We start from the raw sequence: 19656 nt of genomic DNA, 5'->3' as shown, positions 1-19656 counted from the left end.
GCCTCAGCCGACCAGCGCCGTATGCAACGCCTCACCATCGATATGGTCGCGCTCGGCAATGACGACCAGCGTGGTGCGCCGCGCTTCACCCGGCCGCCACGGACGGTCATAATGGTAGCGCACGCGCGTGCCGACCGCCTGGACCAGCAGCCGCATCGGCTTGTCCGCCACCGCAGCATATCCCTTCACGCGCAAGATCTGGTGCTGCTGCGCGATGCGCACGATCCGGGCAGCCAGATCGGCGGGATCGGCGATTTCGCCGATGTCGAGCACGATGCTGTCGAAATCGTCATGCTCGTGATCGTCGTCGCCATCGTGATGCGACGGACGCGCCGCGATATCGTTTTCGGCGGCCGCGCCAAGCCCCAGAATTACGCGCGGATCGACCACGCCGTCGGTCAGCTCGAGGATCGGCAGCGGTCGCGGTGCCTCGGCGGCGATAGTCGCGCGTGCCGCCGCCACGCCTTCGGGACCCGCCAGATCGATCTTGGTGAGCAGGACGATATCGGCACAGGCCAATTGGTCCCCAAACACTTCGGACAACGGGGTTTCATGGTCGATGCCGGGGTCGGCGGCGCGTTGCGCCTCCAGCGCTGCGAGATCGGGTGCGAAGCGGCCTGCCGCCACCGCCTCGGCATCGGCCAGCGCGACGACGCCATCGACGGTGATGCGGCTGCGGATCGCGGGCCAGTCGAACGCCTTCAACAAGGGTTTGGGCAGGGCGAGGCCGGAGGTCTCGATCAGGATATGATCGGGCCGAGGGTCGAGTGCCAGCAAGCGTTCGACGGTCGGAATGAAATCGTCGGCGACGGTGCAGCAGATGCAGCCATTGGCCAGTTCGACGATGTTTTCCGCAGGGCAATCCGGAATGGCGCAGCCCTGTAGAATATCTCCGTCGATGCCGAGCGTGCCGAATTCATTGACGACGACCGCGAGCCGCCGACCGCCAGCGTTGCGGATCAGGTGCGTGATCACGGTGGTTTTTCCGGCCCCGAGGAAGCCGGTGACGATGGTGACGGGGATCTTGGAAAGATCGGACATGGTACATCTCCCCGCGCCAGGACGAACACAGGACGGGGCTTGCCGGCGCATGACCGGTCGGCGTGCGACCCGGACCGACGCGAGAGCGCCCATGGCCGCACGACCGTGCAGCCCCAGCCGCACAGTTTCGTCGCCCAGACGGAGAAGTACCGTGCCAAGACCATCCCCTGGATCTGGGCAAGAGCGACCGGTGCACTGGCAGGTCTCCTGGCTCACGGGTCACCGTTTGATACGCACCTTCCCAGATCCCCACTTGCGTGGCGTTCCAGTGGCTGCTCCCGCAAAGGGGAGACTTGCGCATCGCACTATCCGCTTACAGTTGCAGGGACAGCTGTGGATTTGGGAGCACGCTCCCGCACCACATTCCCATTCAAGCCCCTCGCGGGGCACCGGTGCGATCATGAACCCCCGGATTTCTCCGGAGAATTCGAGCACCGCTTAACCGAGTTCGCAGGCAATGCCAATGCGGCATGTTGGCCGGGTTCAGCCGGGCAGGCGGACCTCGATCTCGTCGAAGCGTTTCCAGCGATAGATGCCGAAGCTGACGATCCAGCACAGCACGAACAGGCCGATGATGGCAAACCCGAGCGTGTTGAATTGCTCGCCCAGCCGTGCCGCCGTCTCCCACGGCCAGCCCGCCAACCCCAGCTTTCCGCCGATCAGCGCCAGCGCCTCGATGCCGCCGATCACGATCGCGACGACTGCCGACATCAGCGTGATGGTGATGTTGTAATAGAGCTTACGGATCGGTTTGACGAAGGCCCATTCATACGCCCCCAACATGACGACCCCGTCAGCGGTATCGATCAGCGCCATGCCCACGGCAAAGAGCAGCGGTAGCACGAGGATGGTGCCGATCGCGGTGCCATCGGCGGCCTGCTGTCCGGACAGGCCAAGGATCGCGACCTCGGTCGCCGTGTCGAAGCCCAGCCCGAACAGGAAACCGAGCGGGGCCATGTGCCACGGTCGGTTGACTAAGCGGAACATCGGTCGAAACACCCGCGCCAAGATGCCGCGCCCGGCCAGCAGCAAGTCGATATCCTCATCGACATAGGCACCGCCCGCGCGGACATGGGCAAAGGTCTTCCACACCGCGCGCAGGATGATGAGATTGGTCGCCGCGATGGCGAACAGGAACCCCGCCGACACGATGGTGGCGACGGTGCCGCCAATCTGCTTGAGCACCGCCATGCCGGCGAGTGCGCTCGCCGTCAGCGCGACGGCCACCGACGCGATTGCGATGATCCCGGAATGGCCGATCGCAAACCAGAAGCCCGTGCTGACCGGGCGCTGGCCATCCTGCATCAGCTTGCGGGTGACGTTGTCGATGGCGGCGATATGATCGGCATCGACCGCGTGGCGCAGCCCCAGACCCCAGGCGAGCAGGGCGGTGCCCAGCATCAGCGGGCGTTCGTGAAACAGCGTGAACGCCCAAATCCACGCGCCGATATTCGCCAGGATCAAGATCGTAAACAACCAGCCGATGCGGCGGCGCAGACCATCCTGGCGGGGCGGGGACGAAGCCGACGGTGCGTGCGTCATAACCAACAGACCCTTCTCAACCGCTTGGGTCCCGACGCGCGGTCGCCCTTCAGACGCGCGCCGCCGCTACCGTCATTTCCTGTTGCATGGCAAGAGCCTGCCCAAAATCGCGAAGAGCCGGATCACGCCCCCTTGGGTCGCGCGATCTCGAACAGCGCAGGCCAGTTCTTGCCCGTGACGTAGAGCTTCCGCGCCGCGCGATCATACGCGATGCCGTTGGCAACCGAATCGGGGTCGGTCAGTTGCACCTGCGCGAGGAGCGGGGACAGGTCGATGAAGCCGAGCACCTTGCCGCTGACCGGATCGATCCGCGCGATATAGTGCGTCATCCAGATATTGGCGAGCAGCTCGCCATCGACATATTCGAGCTCGTTAATCTGGTCGAGCAAGCGGCCGTTGATCGTCACCGTCACGCGCCGGACGACCTTCTGAGTGGTCGGATCGAGAAAGCGCAACACCGGCGTGCCGTCCGACAGGATCAGCGCGTGCCCGTCATCGGTCATCGCCCAGCCTTCGCCGCTATAGCGGAATCCGCCGGAGCGCTTGAGACCCGGGAGCGACCAGCGAAACCCTTGGCCGCCATGCCAGGTGACGCTGAACAGTTGCTGTTTCCATGCAACGATGCCTTCACCAAACAGGCTCGGCGGCAATTTCGTCCGTGCCAGGACGCGGCCGCTTGCCAAGTCGACGCGACGAATGTCCGATTGTCCCTCCCGCCCGGTGCTTTCGTACAGCACGCCGTGGTCGATCAGCAGACCTTCGGTAAAGGCGCTGGTGTCATGCGGGTAGCGGTTGAGGATCTGCGCCGTGGTGACGGGCGGCGGGGGTGCCGGTGGCGGAGCCGCGCCTTGCACGGCGAGGAGCGCGGCGAAGAGCAGGGTGCGGATCATAAAGCGCGAACCAATGTAACGGCGGTGGCGATCCACGGCGGATCGGTAACGACTTGCTGGCGGGCACCGGGGCCGAGCGGGAGAAGGTGCAGCTTCCCGTCCTCGCGCCCGATCAGGCGTGCGAACAGGAAACGACCCGCCGGGCGCGGGACAAGCACATCGCGGTTGAGCGCCTGGGCGAAATCCGTCGGTGGAATACGCACGCACCAGATGGTGTCGCCAGCACGATAGTCCCCCACGCCGGCCTGGACCGACACCGCGACATGCTCCGGCGCGGGGGCTGGCGGGATGACGGTCGCCGGGCGCTTGGGGGCGTGCGCTCCACTGGTATCGAGGATCGCGGCCACGGCGATGTCGGCGCGGTCGGGCAAGGTGACCAGATCGGCTGCGCGCACCCCCAATGCTGCGGCGATCCGGTTCAGCCAACCGACCGAGACGGTGCGCGTGCCGGTTTCCAGGCGACCGATCGTCTGCGCGGTGGTTGGCGGTATACACGCGCGCGCGACATCGTCGAGCGTCATGCCCTTGGCGCGCCGGACTTCGCGGATAGCGGTGATCATGCCAGCCTTCTAACCAAATTGGTTTTTTGCTGTCCTACATCCGTGGCCTCATGGCAACGCTTTTCGCGGAAGCGATGTGAGAGGAAACGGCGATGCGGGAACTGGTGGAGCGAGCGATCGAGGAATGCGGTGTGGTGCGCGGCGCGGCGACACCGCGCACGCATCGGCCTCGGCGCAGCGTCAGTGTGCATGTCGGCGAATCGCCGCTCAGCTGGCTGCGGGCGCATGGCAAGATCGATGCGCGGCAGTTCGAGGCGGGGGAGCGCTTGCGCGCGGACTATGAAATGGCGGCGCTCGCCCCGCGGGTGACGATGCAGTGGGCGGCACGGGTGGATGGCGGCGCTAGCGGGCTCGATCCGACACTGGCGCAGATAGCTGCAAAACGGCGCTTCGATGCGGCGATGGCCGGGCTTGGTGGCGGCTTGCGCGACGTCGCGTGGCGCGTGGTGTGTGCGGGCGAAGGGCTGCCCATCGCCGAGCGCGCACTCGGGTGGCCGCAGCGGGCCGGGCGAATCGTACTGACACTGGCGCTTGATCGCCTGGGCGATCATTATGGGTTGCGATGAGGTGGATCGTTGGGGGAAGAGGATGCCGATCAAGCGCGAAATGATGGTGCGGCGCGATGCGCTGACGCAGGTGGCGGTCAACGAGACGCTGGCCCCCGAGCCGGGCGAGGGTGAAATCCTGCTGCAGATCGAGGCGTTCGCGGTGACCGCCAACACCGTGACCTATGGCGTGGTCGGCGCGCAGATCGGATATTGGAATTTCTTCCCCGCGCCCGAAGGCTGGGGGATCGTGCCGGCCTGGGGCTATGCCCGCGTGGTCGCGTCGCGCGTCGCGGACATTGCGGTGGGCGAGCGGGTTTATGGCTTCCTGCCGATGGCGTCGCATCTGATCGTGCAGCCGGGCAAGATTTCGGCCGGGCTGTTTCGCGACATGGCGGCGCATCGCCAGCCGATGAGCGCGGTCTACAACCAGTATCGGCGGCTCCAGGCTGACCCGGCGCACGATGCGGCGCGGGAGGATTTGCGGATGCTGTTCGAGCCCTTGTTCCTGACCAGCTTCCTGATCGAGGACACACTGCGCCGCGCGGGCTGGTACGGCACCGACACCGTCGTGCTGACCAGTGCGTCGAGCAAGACCGCGCTGGGCACGGCCTATGTGCTGCGCGAAGGCAGCCCGCAAATCCGCCGGATCGGTTTGACCAGCGCCGCGCATGTCGGCTTTGTCGAAAAGACCGGGCTGTACGATGCGGTGCTGGCTTATGACGCGATCGATGGTCTGGGGAGCCTCGGCGAGGCTGTCCTCATCGATTTTGCCGGAAATGCGGCGCTGTTGCAGGCAGCCTACGCTGCGCTGCCGGACCGGGTGGCGCAATGCCTGCGCGTGGGCGTGACGCATCATGACGCAGGTGGTGAAACCGCGCTGCTGCCGGACCCGAAGCCGGTATGGTTCTTTGCACCCAATGCCGCGACCGCGCTGATTGGCGAGATCGGGCAGGAAGGGTTCAATGCAGCCGTCGCGGCGCAATGGACTGGCTTTGTCGCCGTCGCGGCGGGGCTGGTACACGTCGAGCATGGCCAGGGCATCGAGGCGTTGCAACGCATCTGGCGCACGCAGGTGGCGGGGCAGGCCGCGCCGGATACCGGGTTCGTCGTGCGGCTGTAGCTATCGTCGCGCGGGCCGCCCCGCTAAGACCACAGACATGCACATCGATTTCATCAAATGTCATGGTTCGGGGAATGACTTTCCCCTGGTGGACGCGCGCGCGCTGACGCTGGACGACGCCAGCTGGGCACGGATCGCGGTGGCGCTGGCGGATCGGAACGGCAGCGTCGGCGGCGACGGGCTGTTGCTGTTGACGGCGGGGGATGCGCTCCACGCGATGGGCTTTCGCATGTTCAATTCCGACGGCAGCGAAGCCGAGACGTGTTTGAACGGCGTGCGCTGCGTGGCGCGTCTTGGGTTCGAGGCGCTCGGCATCGAGCGCGCGGCGATGCGGTTGCAGACATCGACGGTCGAGGTGTGGCGCGATCCTGACCTCGCACCGGGCGTGGCGACGATCCGCGAAGTGGCCGGGCCGGTCAATCTCGACGTGACGCAGTGGCCGATGACGGTGGGCGCGGAGCGGATTGTCGATGCGCCGATCCCAGCGCTTGGCAGCGCACGCGTCTTTACTGCGGTGGCGATCCCCAATCCGCATCTGGTGAGCTTCGTCGATTCGGTCGACGAGGCCGAACTGGTCGCGCTGGGCGAGCGGTGCGAAGCGGCACCCGCCTGGCTGCCCAACCGCGCGAACGTCTCCTTTGTCGAGCTACGCGGCGAGGATGCGCTGTTCGTGCGCACGTTCGAACGCGGGGTGGGGCTGACCGACAGTTGCGGCAGCGCGATGGCGGCGTCGACCTATGCCGCGTGCCTGACCGGAAAGTGTGCATTCGGTCGCAACATCACGGTGTTCAATCGTGGCGGACTCGTTCGCGCCGAGGCGAGTGCCGATGGTATGGTGCGGTTGTCCGGCAATGCGACCTTCGAATGGGCAGGATCGGTCGATGTCGATCTGGCGACACGGACAGCGGGCCCGGTCACGGTGACGCACCGTAGCGATGACGAGGTTGCGGCATGGCGTGGCGTGATCGCGGCCATCGCCTAGGCGGTTCCTTGTCGCAACCAAAGTCGCGGTGCATCGTTGTCGCGCCGTAACATCCAAGGAGTTCCCCCGATGAGCCGTTTTTTTCGTAGTGCGCCGATGCTGGCGGCACTGATCGCTGGGTCGTGCGTGGCGACTGCGGCCCCGGCGCTGGCGCAGAGCCCAGCCGACGACCAGCGCTTCCAGCAAGCGCAGCAGCGCTTCGATAACGAGCTTGCGGTGTTCCGCCAGGAATTCGACCGCTACCAGCGTGCCCGCGCGCGCGGCTATGCCCCGCCGCCGCGGCCATATTACGATCCGCGTGGCGATGACCGCGACGAAGGCGGTTATGACCCCGCACGTTATTATCGAGACGATCCGCGTTATCAGGAGCGCGTGCTGAGTTCCGACGACCGCGTCTACCGCGGCAGCGACGGGCAGCTCTATTGCAAGCGCAACGACGGCACGACCGGCTTGATCGCCGGCGCGGTTGGCGGCGGTGTGCTCGGCAACCTGATCGCGGGCGGGCATTCGCGCGGCGTCGGCACGCTGCTTGGCGCGATTGCCGGCGGCGTGGTCGGCAAGACGGTCGACCAGAACAATACGCAGTTGCGCTGCCGCTAACGTAACCGGCTGCTGGTGCCGGGCTGCTGCAGGATCAATGGCGACCGAAGGTCGCGATCATCCGCAAGCCCAGCACCAGCGTATCCCGATCGCCGCCCTCGGTGCAGGCGCGCCGGATATATTGCAGATCGGGCTGAATCGTCAGGAACGGTGCCAGACGATCCTGATAGGTGATCTCGATCCCGTTTTCGGCCGATGCGGCGCGTTCGCCGGTATCGGCCACATTGGCCCGATAGCCGCTCGACAGCAGCCCGTGGGCGAGGCCGAACGACAAACGGCCTTCGGGGCGGCCGGGAACGACACCCCGGATATGGGCCCCGATCTGAAACCCGCCGCGGAACGGTGTGGTCTTCCCCTCCGAAAGCCCGGCGCGCAGGAACAAGGACAGCGCGTGCGCATCCCCGCCCGCGATATGCTGATCGACCAGCAGATAGGCCCCCATTGCAGCGCGGTGTACCGGGTTGCCATCGACATCGATCATGCGAATGTCGTCCTGCCGCCGGGTGTAGCGCCATAGCCCGACCGCCAGTTTTCCGCCGCGCGTGGTTCCCGCCTCGGCGATGAGCAGCGCGCCGTCATGCATGGTCAGGTCAACGCCATATTGATCGCCGAGCACGCCCGCGCGCGCGTTGACCACGGCAGCGCGCGCATAGCCTGACGTACCGATCGTAACATTCAGCCGGGCCATCAACGCGGTCGAGGGAAAGATCGACGGACCATTGGGGCCAGTCGCGGCCAGTTCCGACCCCACGCCAAAGGCGGGAGCCATCAGGATCGCCGCCCCGTCATTCTGGTAGAAATCGGCGTTGAGATCGGCCAGCCCGACCAACAGCGCGGCGCGGCCTCCGGCGAAGGCCTGCTCGATCCACGCTTCGTAGAGTTTGATCCGGCCATCAGGCACTTCGATATTGTCGATCCCCTGCAGTGTGCCAGCAGCATCGTTGATGGCGCGGCCGTGATTGCTCAGCAGATGTACCCGGGCCTTCGCGCCGCGCCATCCGACCAGACGCGAGAGATCCGCGTCGGCGGTAAGTTCGAGATTGTCCAGAATGTCGGTCTGGCGCGCCTCGCCGCCGGCCGCGACGCCGATAAGATCGATGACATAGCGGCCGTCAAAGGTGATCGGACGCGGTTCGGGGGCAGCGGCGGCGCGGTCAGGCGCGTCCGATTGCGCAAAGGCCGGGCGACCGCAGAGTATCGTCAGAGCAACAACGGAAGCAGAGAGCCAGCGCATCGATCATTTCCCAGACGAGCCCACGCCCGTTTTCAAAATATAGTCTATTATAGGATGGCTGAGGGGACTTGTGGGGGACGCGAACTACTCGCGAGCGACCGGGCGACATGTTCGGTGACGCAATGCTTCGCTTCCACGGACGTTGATCATCGAGTCCATTTGAAGGGGTTGGCCAAAATGACATCCAATAATTTTAGCGGCGGCCTGGCCAAGATGTCGCTCGCTCGCGCGATCCGGATCGCGGGGGTCGCGCTGCTCAGTCTGATGGTGGTGAGCGGTGGCAGCGGGATTGCCGCCGCCTGGTTACAGTCGGCCGCGTTGGAGCGGCAAAACGAGGCGGGTGCGCTGCTTGCCAATCATGAACTGGCTGACATGATGCACGACGCGATCCGCAGCGACGTCCTCGCCGCGTTCGAATCGACCACGCCCCATAGCGGCATCAAGATGGACGATGTCGTGAAGGACTTTGACGAACATCTGAAAGCGCTGCGCGACGGGATCGCCGCCGACGGCAGTTACACCGGCTCCGCCGACGTTGCGGCCGTCACGACCAAATTGGTCGCGCCGATGGAGGCTTATGCGACCTCCGCGACGCAGATCATCGCTCGGATCAAGACCGATCCGACGGGGGCCCGGGCGGATCTTCCGGGATTTTTCGATCAGTTCCGCACTCTTGAGGTTTCGATGGGGAAGGCGTCGGACGCGATTACGGCAAATGCCAAGCAAGCGTCCGATTCCGGCAAGATCGTAGGGATCGTGGCAATGGTCGCGTTGATCCTGATTGTCCTGCTGGGCATCGCCGGGACCTCGGCGCTCGTAATGGCGGCTATCCGCCATGTTATCCGCCCGATTGCGGGCCTTGCCGACACGATGCGCGAACTCGGCGCGGGCAATCTGGGCGTCGCGGTGGTCGGGGCGGATCGCGCTGACGAACTGGGCGATATGGCGCAGGCGATGCTGGCGTTTCGCGACCAGTTGCAAGCTGCCGAAGCCTCGAAGCAGGCGCAGGCGCAATTGATCGTCGATAGTCTGGGATCCGGCCTGACTTCGCTTGCCGAAGGGGATCTGACCGTTGCGGTGACCGCTAACCTGCAGGCACCGTTCACCGCGTTAAAGGACAATTTCAACAGCGCGGTCAGCGGATTGAACGCGCTGATCGCGGCGGTGACGCAGAGCGCGTCGGCGATCAGCACCGGATCGGGCGAAATCGCACAGGCGAGCGAGGATCTCGCCCGGCGCACCGAAGGCAATGCCGCCAGCCTGGAGCAGACCACGGCGGCGATCGCGCAGATCGAACAACGGCTAAAAGCAACCGCCGCCGCCGCCGCGCGCACCGTGCAGCGCGCAGACGGAGCGATCGCCACCGTCGCCGGCGGGCGCGGCATCGCCGATGAGGCGGTGCAGGCGATGAACCGAGTGAGCGAAAGCGCCAAGGGCATCGACAGCGTGATCGAGGGGCTCGACAAGATCGCGTTTCAGACGCGCGTGCTCGCCATGAACGCGGCCGTCGAGGCGGGGCGGGCGGGCGAGGCCGGGCGCGGCTTTGCGGTGGTGGCGGATCTCGTTTCGGCGCTGGCCATTCGGGCAGAGCAGGAAGCAGGGCGTGCGCGCGACCAGTTGACCGCAACGCAGACCGACATCGTCGCCGCGGTCGAGCGCGTCCACAGGGTCGACGGCGCGCTCTCGACGATTTCCGGGGATGTCGGCGAGGTTCATATGCTCTTGGGCGAGATGGCAAGCGACAACACGGCGCAGTCGACCATGATCTCGGAAATCAGTGCGGCGATTGGGACGATGGACCAGGCAACACAACAGAATGCAGCGATGGTCGAAGAAACCTCGGCGGCCGCGCGCAATTTGACCTCCGAAGTCGCCTCGCTGGCGAATCAGGCTGCGCAGTTCACGATCGGGGACGCGGGGTCACCGCCGCAGATGCGGAGCTATGCAAAGGCGGCGCGCAAAGCGCCAGCCGGTCGATCGCGCACCTTGCCGGTCGCGGCGATAGTGACCAAGAGCGGCGCAGGTGACGATTGGGCGACGTTTTGAGGCGGCACGCTCCGCGATAACCAAATAGGCACAAAACGGCTTGACATCGCGGCGCTGTTTTGGTACATAAAGAGAACGATGAAGAATTGCGAGTCGGCCCCTCGGGGTCGGCCAACGGGCCGGGGCGGCAACGCCTTTCGGCCCGTTTTGCTGTGCGGAGGGCCGAATGGACGGGATTACGGCAGGGAACAATCGCGTACTGCAAGTCCGCCGGTTGCGCTCGGGCGGGTTCGACAAGGCCAAGCGCAAGCGCTTTCTCGATACGCTGGCGGCGACGTGCAACGTCACCTCGGCGGTGCGGGCGGCGGGCGTGGCTCAGTCGAGCTGCTATCGCGCGCGGATGCGCGATGCGGCCTTCGCGGCGGCGTGGGAGGCGGCGATCGCCACCGGCTATCAACGGCTGGAGGAGGCGTTGCTCGATTATGCGCTGGCGCGCGTTGTCGGTGAGATGCCCGATCCCGCCGCCGCCGATCCCGAGGCGGTGGCGCAAAGCCCGATCACGGCGCTTGCCGAGCGCACCATTTCGGCCAGCGATCTGCACTTCGCGGTCGGCTTGCTCAATCGGCAACGCGCTGCCGCCGAGGGAAAGGTTACGCTCGGGCGCGGGGTGAAAATGGCGTCCCCGGCTGAAACCGACGCGGCGCTGCGGCGCAAGCTCGATCAGCTCGCACGGCGGATGGGGTCGAAATGAGCGAGCGATATTCCGGCGAGCAAGCGCGGGCGCTGGTGCTGGAGCTGGCGCGCTTGCCCGCGGGCGTGCGCGAAACAGTGCTGCGCGACCTGACCGCCGCGCAGCGGGCCGAACTCAATTGGAGCTGGGAGCGCTGGACGCAGGAAGGGCAGGAGCCGCCCGCCGGCCCGTGGCGGGTGTGGCTGATCCGCGCCGGGCGCGGTTTCGGCAAGACGCGGGCGGGTGCGGAATGGGTGAGCGAGATCGCGCGCGCAACGCCGGGCACGCGGATCGCGCTGGTCGGCGCGACGATCGAGGATGTGCGGCGCGTGATGATCGAGGGCGAAAGCGGGCTGATCGCGGTGGCGCGGCCGGGCGAATCGGTCGACTATCGATCGCGCGGCACCGAAGTGGAGTTTGCCTCCAAGGCCCGCGCGACGATCTTTTCGGCGAGCGCGCCCGAGAAACTGCGTGGGCCTGAACATGCCGCCGCCTGGTGCGACGAACTCGCCAAATGGCGCAATGGCGATGCGACCTGGGACAATCTGATGCTGGGGATGCGGATGGGCGACGCCCCGCAAGTGGTGGTGACGACAACGCCGCGCCCGACTCCGTTGCTGCGCCGGATCATGGCGCTGGAGGGCTTGGCGCAAAGCGGTGGGAGCTCCCACAAGAACGTGTTCCTACCCGAGAGCTTTCTGGCGGCAATCGAGCGGGCCTACGGCGGCACGCGGCTGGGGCGGCAGGAGATTGCGGGCGAGCTGCTCGCCGATGTCGAAGGGGCTTTGTGGACAAACGCTCAGTTCGATGCGGCGCGGGTGGTGTCTGCCCCGGCGTTGGTGCGCACGGTGGTCGCGGTCGATCCCCCGGCCGGGACCGAATCCGGGCGCGGCGGCGATGCGTGCGGGATCGTCGCGGCCGGGCTCGGGCGTGACGGGCGCGGTTATGTGCTGGAGGATGCAAGCGTCACGGGCTTATCCCCCGAAGGCTGGGCGCAGGCGGTGGCGGGGTGCGCCGCGCGCCACCGCGCGGACCGTGTCATCGCCGAGAAGAATCAGGGCGGGCGGATGGTGCAGAGCGTGCTGCTCGCCGCCGATGCGAGCCTGCCGCTGAAGCTGGTCCATGCCAGCGACGGCAAGGTCGCGCGCGCCGAGCCGGTGGCGTTGCTGTACGAGCGCGGGGCTGTCTCGCATATCGGGGTGATGCCCGAGCTGGAGCGGGAGTTATGCGGGTTGGTGGTGGGTGGCGGCTATCAAGGGCCGAGCCGCTCCCCTGACCGCGCCGACGCCTTGGTCTGGGCGCTGGGCGAGCTGCTGCTCAAACGGCGCGGCGGCGGGCGGGTGCGGGGGTTGTAAGGTAGGACGGTTTCACCGGCATGGCGTCCGTTCGTCGTGCGCGCTAACGCCGTCCCCTACGACAGGAAGGACGAACGTCATGGTGCCCCGCGAAAGGATCGACAGTGCGCGCATTCCCGGCGGCGATGAAATGACGCTGTACCGGCGCGGCGACGATTTCATGATCGTGGTCGATCGCAACGAATTGATGAGCACGCGGATGAACGGCTCGGAAGAGGCGCTGGGCACGATGGCGTGTGCGCGGATCGCGGGAGTGGCGGCACCGCGCGTGCTGATCGGCGGGTACGGCATGGGCTTTACGTTGCGCGCGGTGCTGGGCGTGGTCGGCCCCAAGGCCGAGGTGACGGTGGCCGAACTGGTGCCCGAAATCCTCGCCTGGGCGCGCGGGCCAATGGCGGCGGTGGCGAAAGGGTGCCTCGACGATCCGCGCGTGCGCGTGGTCGAGGCCGATGTCGCCGAGGCGATCGCTGTGGCACCGGGTGGTTATGACGCGATCCTGCTCGATGTCGATAACGGGCCGGACGGGCTGGTGCGCGCCGAGAACAACCGGCTTTATGCGCCGCGCGGGCTGGCGGTGGCGCGCGCGGCGTTGCGGCCGGGCGGCGTGCTGGCGGTGTGGTCGGCGGCACCGGATGCGCGCTTCGTCACGCGGTTGAAGAGCGCGGGCTTTGTCGTCGACGAAGTGGCGGTGAAGGCGCGGCAGAACGGCAAGGGGCCGCGCCATGTGATCTGGTTCGCGACGCTGGCGGGGTAACGGGCAAGAGACGCGCGAGCCTCTCGTCACCCCGGGCGTGTCCCGGGGTCCACCGTGCCGCGGGTTCTGCGGCCGCAGGATAAGGATCGGGGTGGACCCCGGGACGAGCCCGGGGTGACGGATGCTTGGGGTTCTCCCAGAGCGCGACGTCTGCCCGTCTTTTCTCTACGAGAAGGAAAACAGCATGAAATGGTTCGGCTGGAAGGCAGCCGGGCGCGAGGAGTCGCGTCCGGCGCTGGAGTTTCGGCGTGCGCGCTTTGCGGAAGGGGCGCCTTTCGGCGCGCTGCCGCAAAGTTATGCGGAACAGGTGCGCGCGCTGTATCTGCGCAACGCGATTGCGCAGCGTGCGGTGCGGCTGGTGACCGATGCGGTGGGCGATGCGCCGCTGAGCGGCGATGCCGCGGCGGTGCGGCTGGTGCAGGCGCGCTCGGGCGGGCAAGCGCTGGGGGCGACGGTGGCGGCGCATTTGCTGCTGCACGGCAATGCCTATGTCCAATTGCTGACCGATGCGGCGGGGGAGCTGGTCGAGCTGTTCGCGCTGCGCCCCGAGCGGGTGACGGTGGAGCCCGATGCGGCGGGCTGGCCCGTCGCCTATCGCTATACGGTCGGCGAGCGCAGCGTGCGGCTGGGGGCGGAGGCGCCGCGACCCGAGATCGTGCAGATCAAGCTGTTTCACCCGCTCGACGACCATTATGGCCTGGGCTGCCTGAGCGGGGCGGCGAGCGCGATCGCGCTGCACAATGCCACCGCGGCGTGGAATGCAGGGCTGCTCGACAATGCCGCGCGGCCCTCGGGCGCGTTGATTTACGACCCTGGCGACGGCGCGCCGCTGTCGCGCGAGCAATTTGCGCGGCTGCGCGCGGAAATGGAGGCGAGCTTTGCCGGGAGCCGCAATGCCGGGCGGCCGATGCTGCTGGAAGGCGGGCTCAAATGGCAGGCGCTGAGCCTCTCCCCCGCCGACATGGACTTTGCGGGCATGAAGGCGACCGCCGCGCGCGAGATTGCGACCGCTTTTGGCGTGCCGCCGATGCTGCTCGGCCTGCCGGGCGACGCGACCTATGCCAATTATAAGGAAGCCAGCCGGGCTTTGTGGCGATCGACGATTTTGCCGCTGGCCGGGACGATTTTGGACGGGCTGGCGCAGGGGCTGCGCGCCTGGCTGCCGGGGGTGACGCTGAGTGTCGATCTCGACCGGGTGACCGCGCTGGCGGAGGACCGCGAGCGGCTGTGGGGGCAGGTGAGCGCCGCCGATTTCCTGAGCCGCGAGGAAAAGCGCGCGATGGTCGGAATCGGGGAGGGCGGATCATGAGCAGCGCGGTCTTGGCGCAATTGTTGGCGCAAGGCGCGGGTGAAGGCGCGGATCTGGCGACGCTGCGTGCGATCGTCGAGGAAGCGGGCGAACTGGCGGCCTCGCGCGCGATGGCGCGGCTGGGGCTGGATGATGCGGCGGCGGCCAAGGACATGGCCGAATTGCGCGAGCTGCTCGGCGCGTGGCGCGATGCCAAACGATCGGTGTGGAAGGCGGTGCTGGGCTGGGTGGTGCGCATTGCGGGCGCGCTGCTGCTGACCGGGCTCGCCGCCAAATTCGGCTTTTGGGATTGGGTGAAGTGAGTGGAGCGCGCTCCTCCCCTCCCTGGAAGGGAGGGGGCGGGGGTGGGTCGGCCCGTGGCGGCGTCGATCCTCTCCTCGGACCGACCCACCCCCAGCCCCTCCCTTCCAGGGAGGGGAGCCTGCGCTTCGCCGGCTATGCGGCGGTGTTCGATGCGGTGGACCATGGCGGCGACGTGATCCGCGTGGGGGCGTTCGGCGATGCGCCCGCGGCGGTGCCGCTGCTGTGGCAGCATCGCGGGCAAGCGGTCGGCACGATCGAGCGGATCGCCACCGATGCGCGCGGGCTGCGTGTGATCGGGCGGATCGACGATGCGCGCGTCGCGCGGCTGGTGCGCGGGGGTGCTTTGCGCGGGCTGTCGATCGGTTTCCGCGCGCGGGGGGCGGTGCGGGGGAACGTGCGCGAGTTGACGACGGTCGATCTGGTCGAGGTCAGCCTGGTCGCGCGGCCGCTGCAGCCGCTGGCGCGGGTGCACCGCGTGGAGGAGCAGGCCGCCGGGCCGTGACGCGGGGGAGCGCTGCATTTTCGGACAGGGCCTGAAGGGGCGTCGCGCGTGCGGCGCCCTTTTTCTTTGGGCGGGACTTTCAAGCAAGGAGACGGACATGGGTGACGAAACGATGGATGCGCTCGAGGCGAGCTTCGAGACGCAGCCGGTGCAAAGCGTGGTGGCGCGGCCGCTGCTGGCGGGGGGCGGTGCGGCGAGCGAGGCCGGGTTCGGCGCTTTCCTGCGCTCGGGTGCGAGCGTCGAGATGAAGGCGTTTACCGCCGTGAGCGGCGATGCCGGGGGCTATGCCGTGCCGCGCGAGATCGATGCGGTGATCGATGCGACGCTCAGTTCGATTTCGCCGATCCGCAGTGTCGCGAATGTGGTGACGGTCGGCTTGGCCGGGTATCGCAAGCTGGTGACGACGGGGGGCACGCCCTCGGGCTGGGCAGCGGAGACCGATGCGCGCGGGACGACGGCGACGCCGGTGTTCACCGAAATCGCGCCGCCGATGGGGGAACTCTACGCCAATCCGTCGGCGAGCCAGGCGATGCTCGACGATGCGGCGTTCGATGTCGAGGCGTGGCTGGCGAGCGAAATCGCGATGGAATTCGCCAAGGCCGAGGGTGCGGCGTACGTCAACGGATCGGGCGTCAACCGGCCCAAGGGCTTTTTGCAGGCCCCGACCGCGAGCACGGCGGATGCGGCGCGCGCCTTCGGGACGCTGCAATATCTGGCGAGCGGTGCGGCGGGCGATTTCGCGGCCAACCCGCAGGACCGGCTGATCGATCTGGTGCAGGCGCTGCGCGGGCCGTATCGGCAGGGGGCGGTGTTCGTGATGAATGCGAGCACGCTGGCGCGGATCCGCAAGTTCAAGACCAGTGACGGCGCGTTCCTGTGGGCACCGAGCCTGACCGCGGGCACGCCGGCGACCTTGCTCGGCTATCCGGTGATCGAGGCCGAGGACATGCCCGATATCGCTGCCAACAGTCTCTCGATCGCGTTCGGCAATTTCAAGGCGGGCTATCTCATCGCCGAGCGCCGCGAGACGGTGATCCTGCGCGATCCTTATACCAACAAGCCGTTCGTCAATTTCTACGCGACCAAGCGCGTCGGCGGCTGCGTGTCCAATTCCGAGGCGATCAAGCTGCTGAAGTTCGCGGCGAGCTGACGTCGTGGGGTGAGGGCGCGCGGTCGGTGTGCGTCCTCACGCTTCCCACTGCCTGCGGCAGCGGGCCCCTTCCCTCTTCCGCTGGGCGAGGGACTTGGAGGATTTGCGATGATCGAGACGGATGGGCCGGGCGTGGTGACGCTCGGCGAGGAGGACCGTGCGCTGGCGGTGGCGGCGGTCAAGGCGATGCTGCGCGTGGCGAGCGAGGACGAGGATGCGCTGATCGCGGCCTTTGCCGAAACGGCGTTGGGGCTGGCCGAGCAGTTTCTGGGGATGGTGCTGATCGCGCGGGCGCTGCGCGTGCCGGTGGCGGTGCGGGGGGCGTGGCAGGCGCTTGGCGTGGCTCCGGTCTCGGCAATTACGGGCGTGGAGACGGTGGCGGGGGTGGCGCTGCCGAGCGATGGCTTTGCGATCGACATCGACGCGGCAGGCGAAGGCTGGGTGCGGATCGTGGGCGCGGCGGGGGTGACCTCTGTCGTGGTGCTGGCGCGCGCGGGCCTGGCTGAGGGGTGGGCGGGGTTGCCTGCGCCGATCCGGCAAGGCGTGGTGCTGCTGGCGGCGCATCTGTTCGAGCAGCGCGATGCCAGCGTCGCGCCGCCGAGCGCGATCACCGCTTTGTGGCGGCCGTTCCGGCGGATCGCGCTGCGCCCGACGGCGCACGCATGTTGAGCGCGCTGGAGGCGCAGGGGCGCGTGCTGGCGGAACACGCGGCGGAGCGGGCGCGGGGGCGTGTTGCGGAGGCGCTGCGCGCCGAACTGCCGGGCGTGGCGGTGACGGTGGAGGGCGAGGCGGTGGTGCTGACCGGGCGGATCGCGCCCGACGATGCGCGGCTGCGCTGGATCGGGAGTCTGCTGTGATGAGCGCGGAGAGCGTGGTGCAAGCTGCGGTGCTGGCGGCGGTGCGCGGGGTCGCCGGGTTGAACGGCGTTTATCTGGGGCCGCCGGTCAAGGCGACGGTGCCGTTTGCCGAATTGGGCGATCTGCTGAGCGGTGACTGGAGCGTGAAGGATCGCGCCGGGCGCGAACTGCGGCTGATCGTGACGGTGCGCGATGCGGGCGACAGTCCGGCGCGCGCGCAGGCGCTGGCGGGGGCGGTCGGCGCGGCGATCGAGGCGGTGCCGCGCGCTCTGGCGGGGTGGCGCGTGGCGAGCGTGGTGCTGGTGCGGTCGCGGTTGAGTGGCGCGGCGGGCGGGCGGTGGAACGCCAGCGTGGAATATCGCGTGCGGGTTCTGGCGGCCTGACGTCCCCCTCCCAACGGGAGAGGGAGGGAGCGGCGTAGCCGCGGAAGGGTGAGGGTGACCGGCTTTGGCGGTGGCGCTTGTGGCAGCGTGGATGGGTTCGCGCAGAGGCGCGGAGGACGCGGAGATGCTTCGCGTGGGGCGCGCTTCCGCCTGGTAATTGGCGCACGGCATTTATGCTGGGCGGGCCTGCGCTGCGTCCTCTGCGCCTCTGCGCGAACAATTTTCTGGACCCTCACCCTTCCCACTGCCTTTGGCAGCGGGTCCCTTCCCTCTCCCGGTGGGAGAGGGCGATTTTTGAGGAGAATATCATGGGTGCGGAACGGGGTAGTGCCTTTTTGTTGAAGGTGGGGAATGGGGCGTCGCCGCTCGTTTATGCGACGGTGGCGGGGCTGCGGACGACGCAGATGAGCGTCAATGGCGAGATGGTCGCGATCACCTCCAAGGATTCGGGCGGGTGGCGCGAATTGCTGTCGGGGGCGGGGGTGCGCTCGGTCAGCGTGTCGGGGGCGGGGATCTTTACCGGCTCCGCCGCCGAGACGCGGATCAAGGGCAATGCGCTGGCCGGCACGATCGACGATTACCGGCTGAGCTTCGAAAGCGGCGAGACGCTGTCGGGGCGCTTCCTGGTGACCAAGCTCGACTATGCCGGGGATTATAATGGCGAGCGCAGCTACACGCTGAGCCTGGAGAGTTCCGGGCCGGTGGTGTCGGCGTGAGCGCGGCCAATCCCGAGCGCGGCGAGGCGGCGCTGCGCGTCGGCGGCGCGACGGTCGTGCTGCGCCCGAGCTTTGCCGCTTTGGTCGCGGCCGAGGGCGAATTGGGGCCGCTCTTCGCCTTGGTTGAGCGTGCGGCGGCGGGGGGCTTGTCGCTGGGCGAGATGGTCGGCCTGTTCTGGCATTGCCTGCACGATGCACCCGCAGGGCTGACGCGCGCGCAATTGGGCGAGGCGGTGGTGCTGGGCGGGCTGTCGCGCGCGACGCCGGTGCTGCGCGTGCTGCTCGGGCAGATTCTGGCGGGGCGGTGATGGAGCGGTTCGCGCAGGGTGCGACGCGGCTGGCGGGCTTTGCCGGCGTGGTGCTGGGCTGGGCGCCCGACATCTTCTGGCGCGCGACCCCGGCGGAATTGGCGGCGGTGGTGGCGGTGCTGCGCGGCGGTGATGGCGAGATCACCCCGCCCGATGGCGCGACGATCGCGCGGATGCAGGAGGCCTTTCCCGATGGATGAGGAAATCGAACGGCTGGTGGTGGGCGTGCGCGCCGATACCGCAGGGTTTGCGCGCGATGTCGATGCGATGCGCGCGAGCCTGGACGGGCCGCTGACCAGCGGGGTGGATCGCGTCGGGCGCGCGATCGAGAGCGCCCTGGGCAAGGCGATCCGGAGCGGGAGCCTCAGCTTTGAGGATTTGCGCAAGGTCGCGCTGTCGGTGCTGTCGGACATTACGGCGTCGGCGCTGCGCAGCGGGTTGAGCGCGATTCTGGGCGGTGGGTCGAGCGGGTCTTCGGGGGCTGGCGGGTTGCTGGCGACGCTCGGCAGTCTGATCGGCGCGCCGGGACGGGCGACGGGTGGGCCAGTGTCGCCCGCGCGGCCCTATCTGGTTGGGGAGAGGGGCCCCGAGCTGTTCGTGCCGACCACCAGCGGGAGCGTGGTTTCGGCGGGCGGTGGCGGCGCGCGCGATGTGCGCGTGGCGATCACGGTGCAGGGCGGGAACGATGCGCCGCAAGCGCTGGCGGCGTCGAGCCGGCAGGTGGCGCGGGCGGTGCGGGCGGCTTTGATGGAGTGAGGGGCTGCATTGGCGGTGGCGATGTTGGGA

Annotated in this window: 24 protein-coding genes and 1 riboswitch; of the genes, 19 read left to right on the top strand and 5 right to left on the bottom strand. The window is 67.8% G+C overall.

The genetic code is table 11. From position 1 onward, the window contains the following. Nucleotides 1–3: 3 nt before the first annotated feature. The 4 genes from cobW to ACP7BL_RS14165 form a co-directional block, all read right to left on the bottom strand. Complete coding sequence (cobW, locus tag ACP7BL_RS14180) at nt 4–1041, bottom strand: cobalamin biosynthesis protein CobW (protein ID WP_426258630.1); 1038 nt, start codon at nt 1039–1041, stop codon at nt 4–6. A gap of 180 nt (nt 1042–1221) precedes the next feature. Continuing rightward, nucleotides 1222–1450, bottom strand: a riboswitch (cobalamin riboswitch). 74 nt (nt 1451–1524) lie between these two features. Next, entirely contained in the window at nt 1525–2583 is a 1059-nt protein-coding gene (locus ACP7BL_RS14175) for a HoxN/HupN/NixA family nickel/cobalt transporter (RefSeq protein ID WP_052192457.1), read from the bottom strand. Nucleotides 2584–2705: 122 nt separating this feature from the next. Further along, the gene (locus tag ACP7BL_RS14170; protein WP_033966153.1) at nt 2706–3473 is read right to left on the bottom strand and encodes a glutaminyl-peptide cyclotransferase; all 768 of its coding nucleotides are present in this window, start codon (nt 3471–3473) and stop codon (nt 2706–2708) included. Continuing rightward, nucleotides 3470–4033: a helix-turn-helix domain-containing protein gene (locus ACP7BL_RS14165; protein ID WP_426258629.1), complete on the bottom strand. Its 564-nt coding sequence runs from the start codon at nt 4031–4033 to the stop codon at nt 3470–3472. Before ACP7BL_RS14165 ends, ACP7BL_RS14170 begins: the two co-directional genes overlap by 4 nt. 92 nt (nt 4034–4125) lie before the next feature. Here ACP7BL_RS14165 and ACP7BL_RS14160 point away from each other — a divergent pair, with 92 nt between their 5' ends. From ACP7BL_RS14160 to ACP7BL_RS14145, 4 genes are all read left to right on the top strand, one after another. Then, the gene (locus ACP7BL_RS14160) at nt 4126–4599 is read left to right on the top strand and encodes a DUF6456 domain-containing protein (RefSeq protein ID WP_033966151.1); all 474 of its coding nucleotides are present in this window, start codon (nt 4126–4128) and stop codon (nt 4597–4599) included. Nucleotides 4600–4621: 22 nt separating this feature from the next. Continuing rightward, nucleotides 4622–5701 carry a DUF2855 family protein gene (locus tag ACP7BL_RS14155; RefSeq protein WP_426258628.1) on the top strand — a complete coding sequence of 360 codons (1080 nt, stop codon included), beginning with the start codon at nt 4622–4624 and terminating at the stop codon, nt 5699–5701. A gap of 37 nt (nt 5702–5738) precedes the next feature. Then, nucleotides 5739–6683: a diaminopimelate epimerase gene (gene dapF, locus ACP7BL_RS14150; RefSeq protein ID WP_426258627.1), complete on the top strand. Its 945-nt coding sequence runs from the start codon at nt 5739–5741 to the stop codon at nt 6681–6683. Between the two features lie 69 nt (nt 6684–6752). Next, nucleotides 6753–7283: a glycine zipper 2TM domain-containing protein gene (locus ACP7BL_RS14145; RefSeq protein WP_126846097.1), complete on the top strand. Its 531-nt coding sequence runs from the start codon at nt 6753–6755 to the stop codon at nt 7281–7283. Nucleotides 7284–7317: 34 nt separating this feature from the next. Here ACP7BL_RS14145 and ACP7BL_RS14140 read toward each other — a convergent pair whose 3' ends face one another. Continuing rightward, nucleotides 7318–8517, bottom strand: a complete 1200-nt coding sequence (locus tag ACP7BL_RS14140; protein WP_426258626.1) for a carbohydrate porin — start codon at nt 8515–8517, stop codon at nt 7318–7320. Between the two features lie 177 nt (nt 8518–8694). On the opposite strand from ACP7BL_RS14140, the gene ACP7BL_RS14135 reads away from it, so the two are divergent. From ACP7BL_RS14135 to ACP7BL_RS14065, 15 genes are all read left to right on the top strand, one after another. Further along, nucleotides 8695–10563 carry a methyl-accepting chemotaxis protein gene (locus tag ACP7BL_RS14135; protein ID WP_426258625.1) on the top strand — a complete coding sequence of 623 codons (1869 nt, stop codon included), beginning with the start codon at nt 8695–8697 and terminating at the stop codon, nt 10561–10563. A 166-nt stretch (nt 10564–10729) separates the two neighbouring features. Beyond that, nucleotides 10730–11254, top strand: coding sequence for a hypothetical protein (locus ACP7BL_RS14130; protein WP_426258624.1), 525 nt, complete (start codon nt 10730–10732; stop codon nt 11252–11254). Continuing rightward, a complete protein-coding gene (locus tag ACP7BL_RS14125; protein WP_426258623.1) occupies nt 11251–12588 on the top strand; it encodes a DNA-packaging protein in 1338 nt (445 codons plus the stop codon). Before ACP7BL_RS14130 ends, ACP7BL_RS14125 begins: the two co-directional genes overlap by 4 nt. A 79-nt stretch (nt 12589–12667) precedes the next feature. Continuing rightward, nucleotides 12668–13342, top strand: coding sequence for a spermidine synthase (locus ACP7BL_RS14120; RefSeq protein ID WP_426258622.1), 675 nt, complete (start codon nt 12668–12670; stop codon nt 13340–13342). A 184-nt stretch (nt 13343–13526) separates the two neighbouring features. Next, nucleotides 13527–14651 (top strand): phage portal protein, encoded by a 1125-nt coding sequence (locus ACP7BL_RS14115; RefSeq protein WP_426258621.1) that lies wholly within the window; start codon nt 13527–13529, stop codon nt 14649–14651. Next, the gene (locus ACP7BL_RS14110) at nt 14648–14953 is read left to right on the top strand and encodes a DUF6127 family protein (RefSeq protein WP_426258620.1); all 306 of its coding nucleotides are present in this window, start codon (nt 14648–14650) and stop codon (nt 14951–14953) included. Before ACP7BL_RS14115 ends, ACP7BL_RS14110 begins: the two co-directional genes overlap by 4 nt. A 119-nt stretch (nt 14954–15072) precedes the next feature. Next, nucleotides 15073–15456: an HK97 family phage prohead protease gene (locus ACP7BL_RS14105; protein WP_426258670.1), complete on the top strand. Its 384-nt coding sequence runs from the start codon at nt 15073–15075 to the stop codon at nt 15454–15456. Nucleotides 15457–15553: 97 nt separating this feature from the next. Then, complete coding sequence (locus tag ACP7BL_RS14100) at nt 15554–16606, top strand: phage major capsid protein (RefSeq protein ID WP_426258619.1); 1053 nt, start codon at nt 15554–15556, stop codon at nt 16604–16606. A 108-nt stretch (nt 16607–16714) separates the two neighbouring features. Further along, nucleotides 16715–17275: a head-tail connector protein gene (locus ACP7BL_RS14095; protein ID WP_426258618.1), complete on the top strand. Its 561-nt coding sequence runs from the start codon at nt 16715–16717 to the stop codon at nt 17273–17275. Further along, nucleotides 17269–17463 carry a hypothetical protein gene (locus ACP7BL_RS14090; protein WP_426258617.1) on the top strand — a complete coding sequence of 65 codons (195 nt, stop codon included), beginning with the start codon at nt 17269–17271 and terminating at the stop codon, nt 17461–17463. The genes ACP7BL_RS14095 and ACP7BL_RS14090 overlap by 7 nt, the downstream gene beginning before the upstream one ends. Then, on the top strand, nt 17463–17846 hold the full coding sequence (gene gp17, locus ACP7BL_RS14085; RefSeq protein WP_426258616.1) for a tail completion protein gp17: 384 nt from the start codon (nt 17463–17465) through the stop codon (nt 17844–17846). The genes ACP7BL_RS14090 and gp17 overlap by 1 nt, the downstream gene beginning before the upstream one ends. A 308-nt stretch (nt 17847–18154) precedes the next feature. Next, the gene (locus ACP7BL_RS14080; RefSeq protein WP_209515896.1) at nt 18155–18562 is read left to right on the top strand and encodes a phage major tail protein, TP901-1 family; all 408 of its coding nucleotides are present in this window, start codon (nt 18155–18157) and stop codon (nt 18560–18562) included. Further along, nucleotides 18559–18870 carry a gene transfer agent family protein gene (locus tag ACP7BL_RS14075; RefSeq protein WP_010406305.1) on the top strand — a complete coding sequence of 104 codons (312 nt, stop codon included), beginning with the start codon at nt 18559–18561 and terminating at the stop codon, nt 18868–18870. The genes ACP7BL_RS14080 and ACP7BL_RS14075 overlap by 4 nt, the downstream gene beginning before the upstream one ends. Continuing rightward, the gene (locus ACP7BL_RS14070) at nt 18870–19070 is read left to right on the top strand and encodes a phage tail assembly chaperone (RefSeq protein ID WP_137903310.1); all 201 of its coding nucleotides are present in this window, start codon (nt 18870–18872) and stop codon (nt 19068–19070) included. The genes ACP7BL_RS14075 and ACP7BL_RS14070 overlap by 1 nt, the downstream gene beginning before the upstream one ends. Then, nucleotides 19063–19626, top strand: a complete 564-nt coding sequence (locus tag ACP7BL_RS14065) for a tail tape measure protein (protein WP_426258615.1) — start codon at nt 19063–19065, stop codon at nt 19624–19626. Before ACP7BL_RS14070 ends, ACP7BL_RS14065 begins: the two co-directional genes overlap by 8 nt. Nucleotides 19627–19656 lie beyond the last annotated feature (30 nt).

It is taken from the genome of Sphingomonas sp. DC1600-2 (assembly GCF_049897605.1).
Lineage (GTDB): Bacteria > Pseudomonadota > Alphaproteobacteria > Sphingomonadales > Sphingomonadaceae > Sphingomonas.
The sequence above is the reverse complement of the archived record's forward strand: the minus strand, read 5'-3'. Positions and strand labels throughout refer to the sequence as shown.

Excerpts from the sequence above, each read along its gene's own strand:
- cobW (WP_426258630.1), bottom strand. The coding sequence starts at position 1,041 with ATGTCCGATCTTTCCAAGATCCCCGTCACCATCGTCACCGGCTTCCTC.
- ACP7BL_RS14175 (WP_052192457.1), bottom strand. The coding sequence starts at position 2,583 with ATGACGCACGCACCGTCGGCTTCGTCCCCGCCCCGCCAGGATGGTCTG.
- ACP7BL_RS14170 (WP_033966153.1), bottom strand. The coding sequence starts at position 3,473 with ATGATCCGCACCCTGCTCTTCGCCGCGCTCCTCGCCGTGCAAGGCGCG.
- ACP7BL_RS14165 (WP_426258629.1), bottom strand. The coding sequence starts at position 4,033 with ATGATCACCGCTATCCGCGAAGTCCGGCGCGCCAAGGGCATGACGCTC.
- ACP7BL_RS14160 (WP_033966151.1), top strand. The coding sequence starts at position 4,126 with ATGCGGGAACTGGTGGAGCGAGCGATCGAGGAATGCGGTGTGGTGCGC.
- ACP7BL_RS14155 (WP_426258628.1), top strand. The coding sequence starts at position 4,622 with ATGCCGATCAAGCGCGAAATGATGGTGCGGCGCGATGCGCTGACGCAG.
- dapF (WP_426258627.1), top strand. The coding sequence starts at position 5,739 with ATGCACATCGATTTCATCAAATGTCATGGTTCGGGGAATGACTTTCCC.
- ACP7BL_RS14145 (WP_126846097.1), top strand. The coding sequence starts at position 6,753 with ATGAGCCGTTTTTTTCGTAGTGCGCCGATGCTGGCGGCACTGATCGCT.
- ACP7BL_RS14140 (WP_426258626.1), bottom strand. The coding sequence starts at position 8,517 with ATGCGCTGGCTCTCTGCTTCCGTTGTTGCTCTGACGATACTCTGCGGT.
- ACP7BL_RS14135 (WP_426258625.1), top strand. The coding sequence starts at position 8,695 with ATGACATCCAATAATTTTAGCGGCGGCCTGGCCAAGATGTCGCTCGCT.
- ACP7BL_RS14130 (WP_426258624.1), top strand. The coding sequence starts at position 10,730 with ATGGACGGGATTACGGCAGGGAACAATCGCGTACTGCAAGTCCGCCGG.
- ACP7BL_RS14125 (WP_426258623.1), top strand. The coding sequence starts at position 11,251 with ATGAGCGAGCGATATTCCGGCGAGCAAGCGCGGGCGCTGGTGCTGGAG.
- ACP7BL_RS14120 (WP_426258622.1), top strand. The coding sequence starts at position 12,668 with ATGGTGCCCCGCGAAAGGATCGACAGTGCGCGCATTCCCGGCGGCGAT.
- ACP7BL_RS14115 (WP_426258621.1), top strand. The coding sequence starts at position 13,527 with ATGAAATGGTTCGGCTGGAAGGCAGCCGGGCGCGAGGAGTCGCGTCCG.
- ACP7BL_RS14110 (WP_426258620.1), top strand. The coding sequence starts at position 14,648 with ATGAGCAGCGCGGTCTTGGCGCAATTGTTGGCGCAAGGCGCGGGTGAA.
- ACP7BL_RS14100 (WP_426258619.1), top strand. The coding sequence starts at position 15,554 with ATGGGTGACGAAACGATGGATGCGCTCGAGGCGAGCTTCGAGACGCAG.
- ACP7BL_RS14095 (WP_426258618.1), top strand. The coding sequence starts at position 16,715 with ATGATCGAGACGGATGGGCCGGGCGTGGTGACGCTCGGCGAGGAGGAC.
- ACP7BL_RS14090 (WP_426258617.1), top strand. The coding sequence starts at position 17,269 with ATGTTGAGCGCGCTGGAGGCGCAGGGGCGCGTGCTGGCGGAACACGCG.
- gp17 (WP_426258616.1), top strand. The coding sequence starts at position 17,463 with ATGAGCGCGGAGAGCGTGGTGCAAGCTGCGGTGCTGGCGGCGGTGCGC.
- ACP7BL_RS14080 (WP_209515896.1), top strand. The coding sequence starts at position 18,155 with ATGGGTGCGGAACGGGGTAGTGCCTTTTTGTTGAAGGTGGGGAATGGG.
- ACP7BL_RS14070 (WP_137903310.1), top strand. The coding sequence starts at position 18,870 with ATGGAGCGGTTCGCGCAGGGTGCGACGCGGCTGGCGGGCTTTGCCGGC.
- ACP7BL_RS14065 (WP_426258615.1), top strand. The coding sequence starts at position 19,063 with ATGGATGAGGAAATCGAACGGCTGGTGGTGGGCGTGCGCGCCGATACC.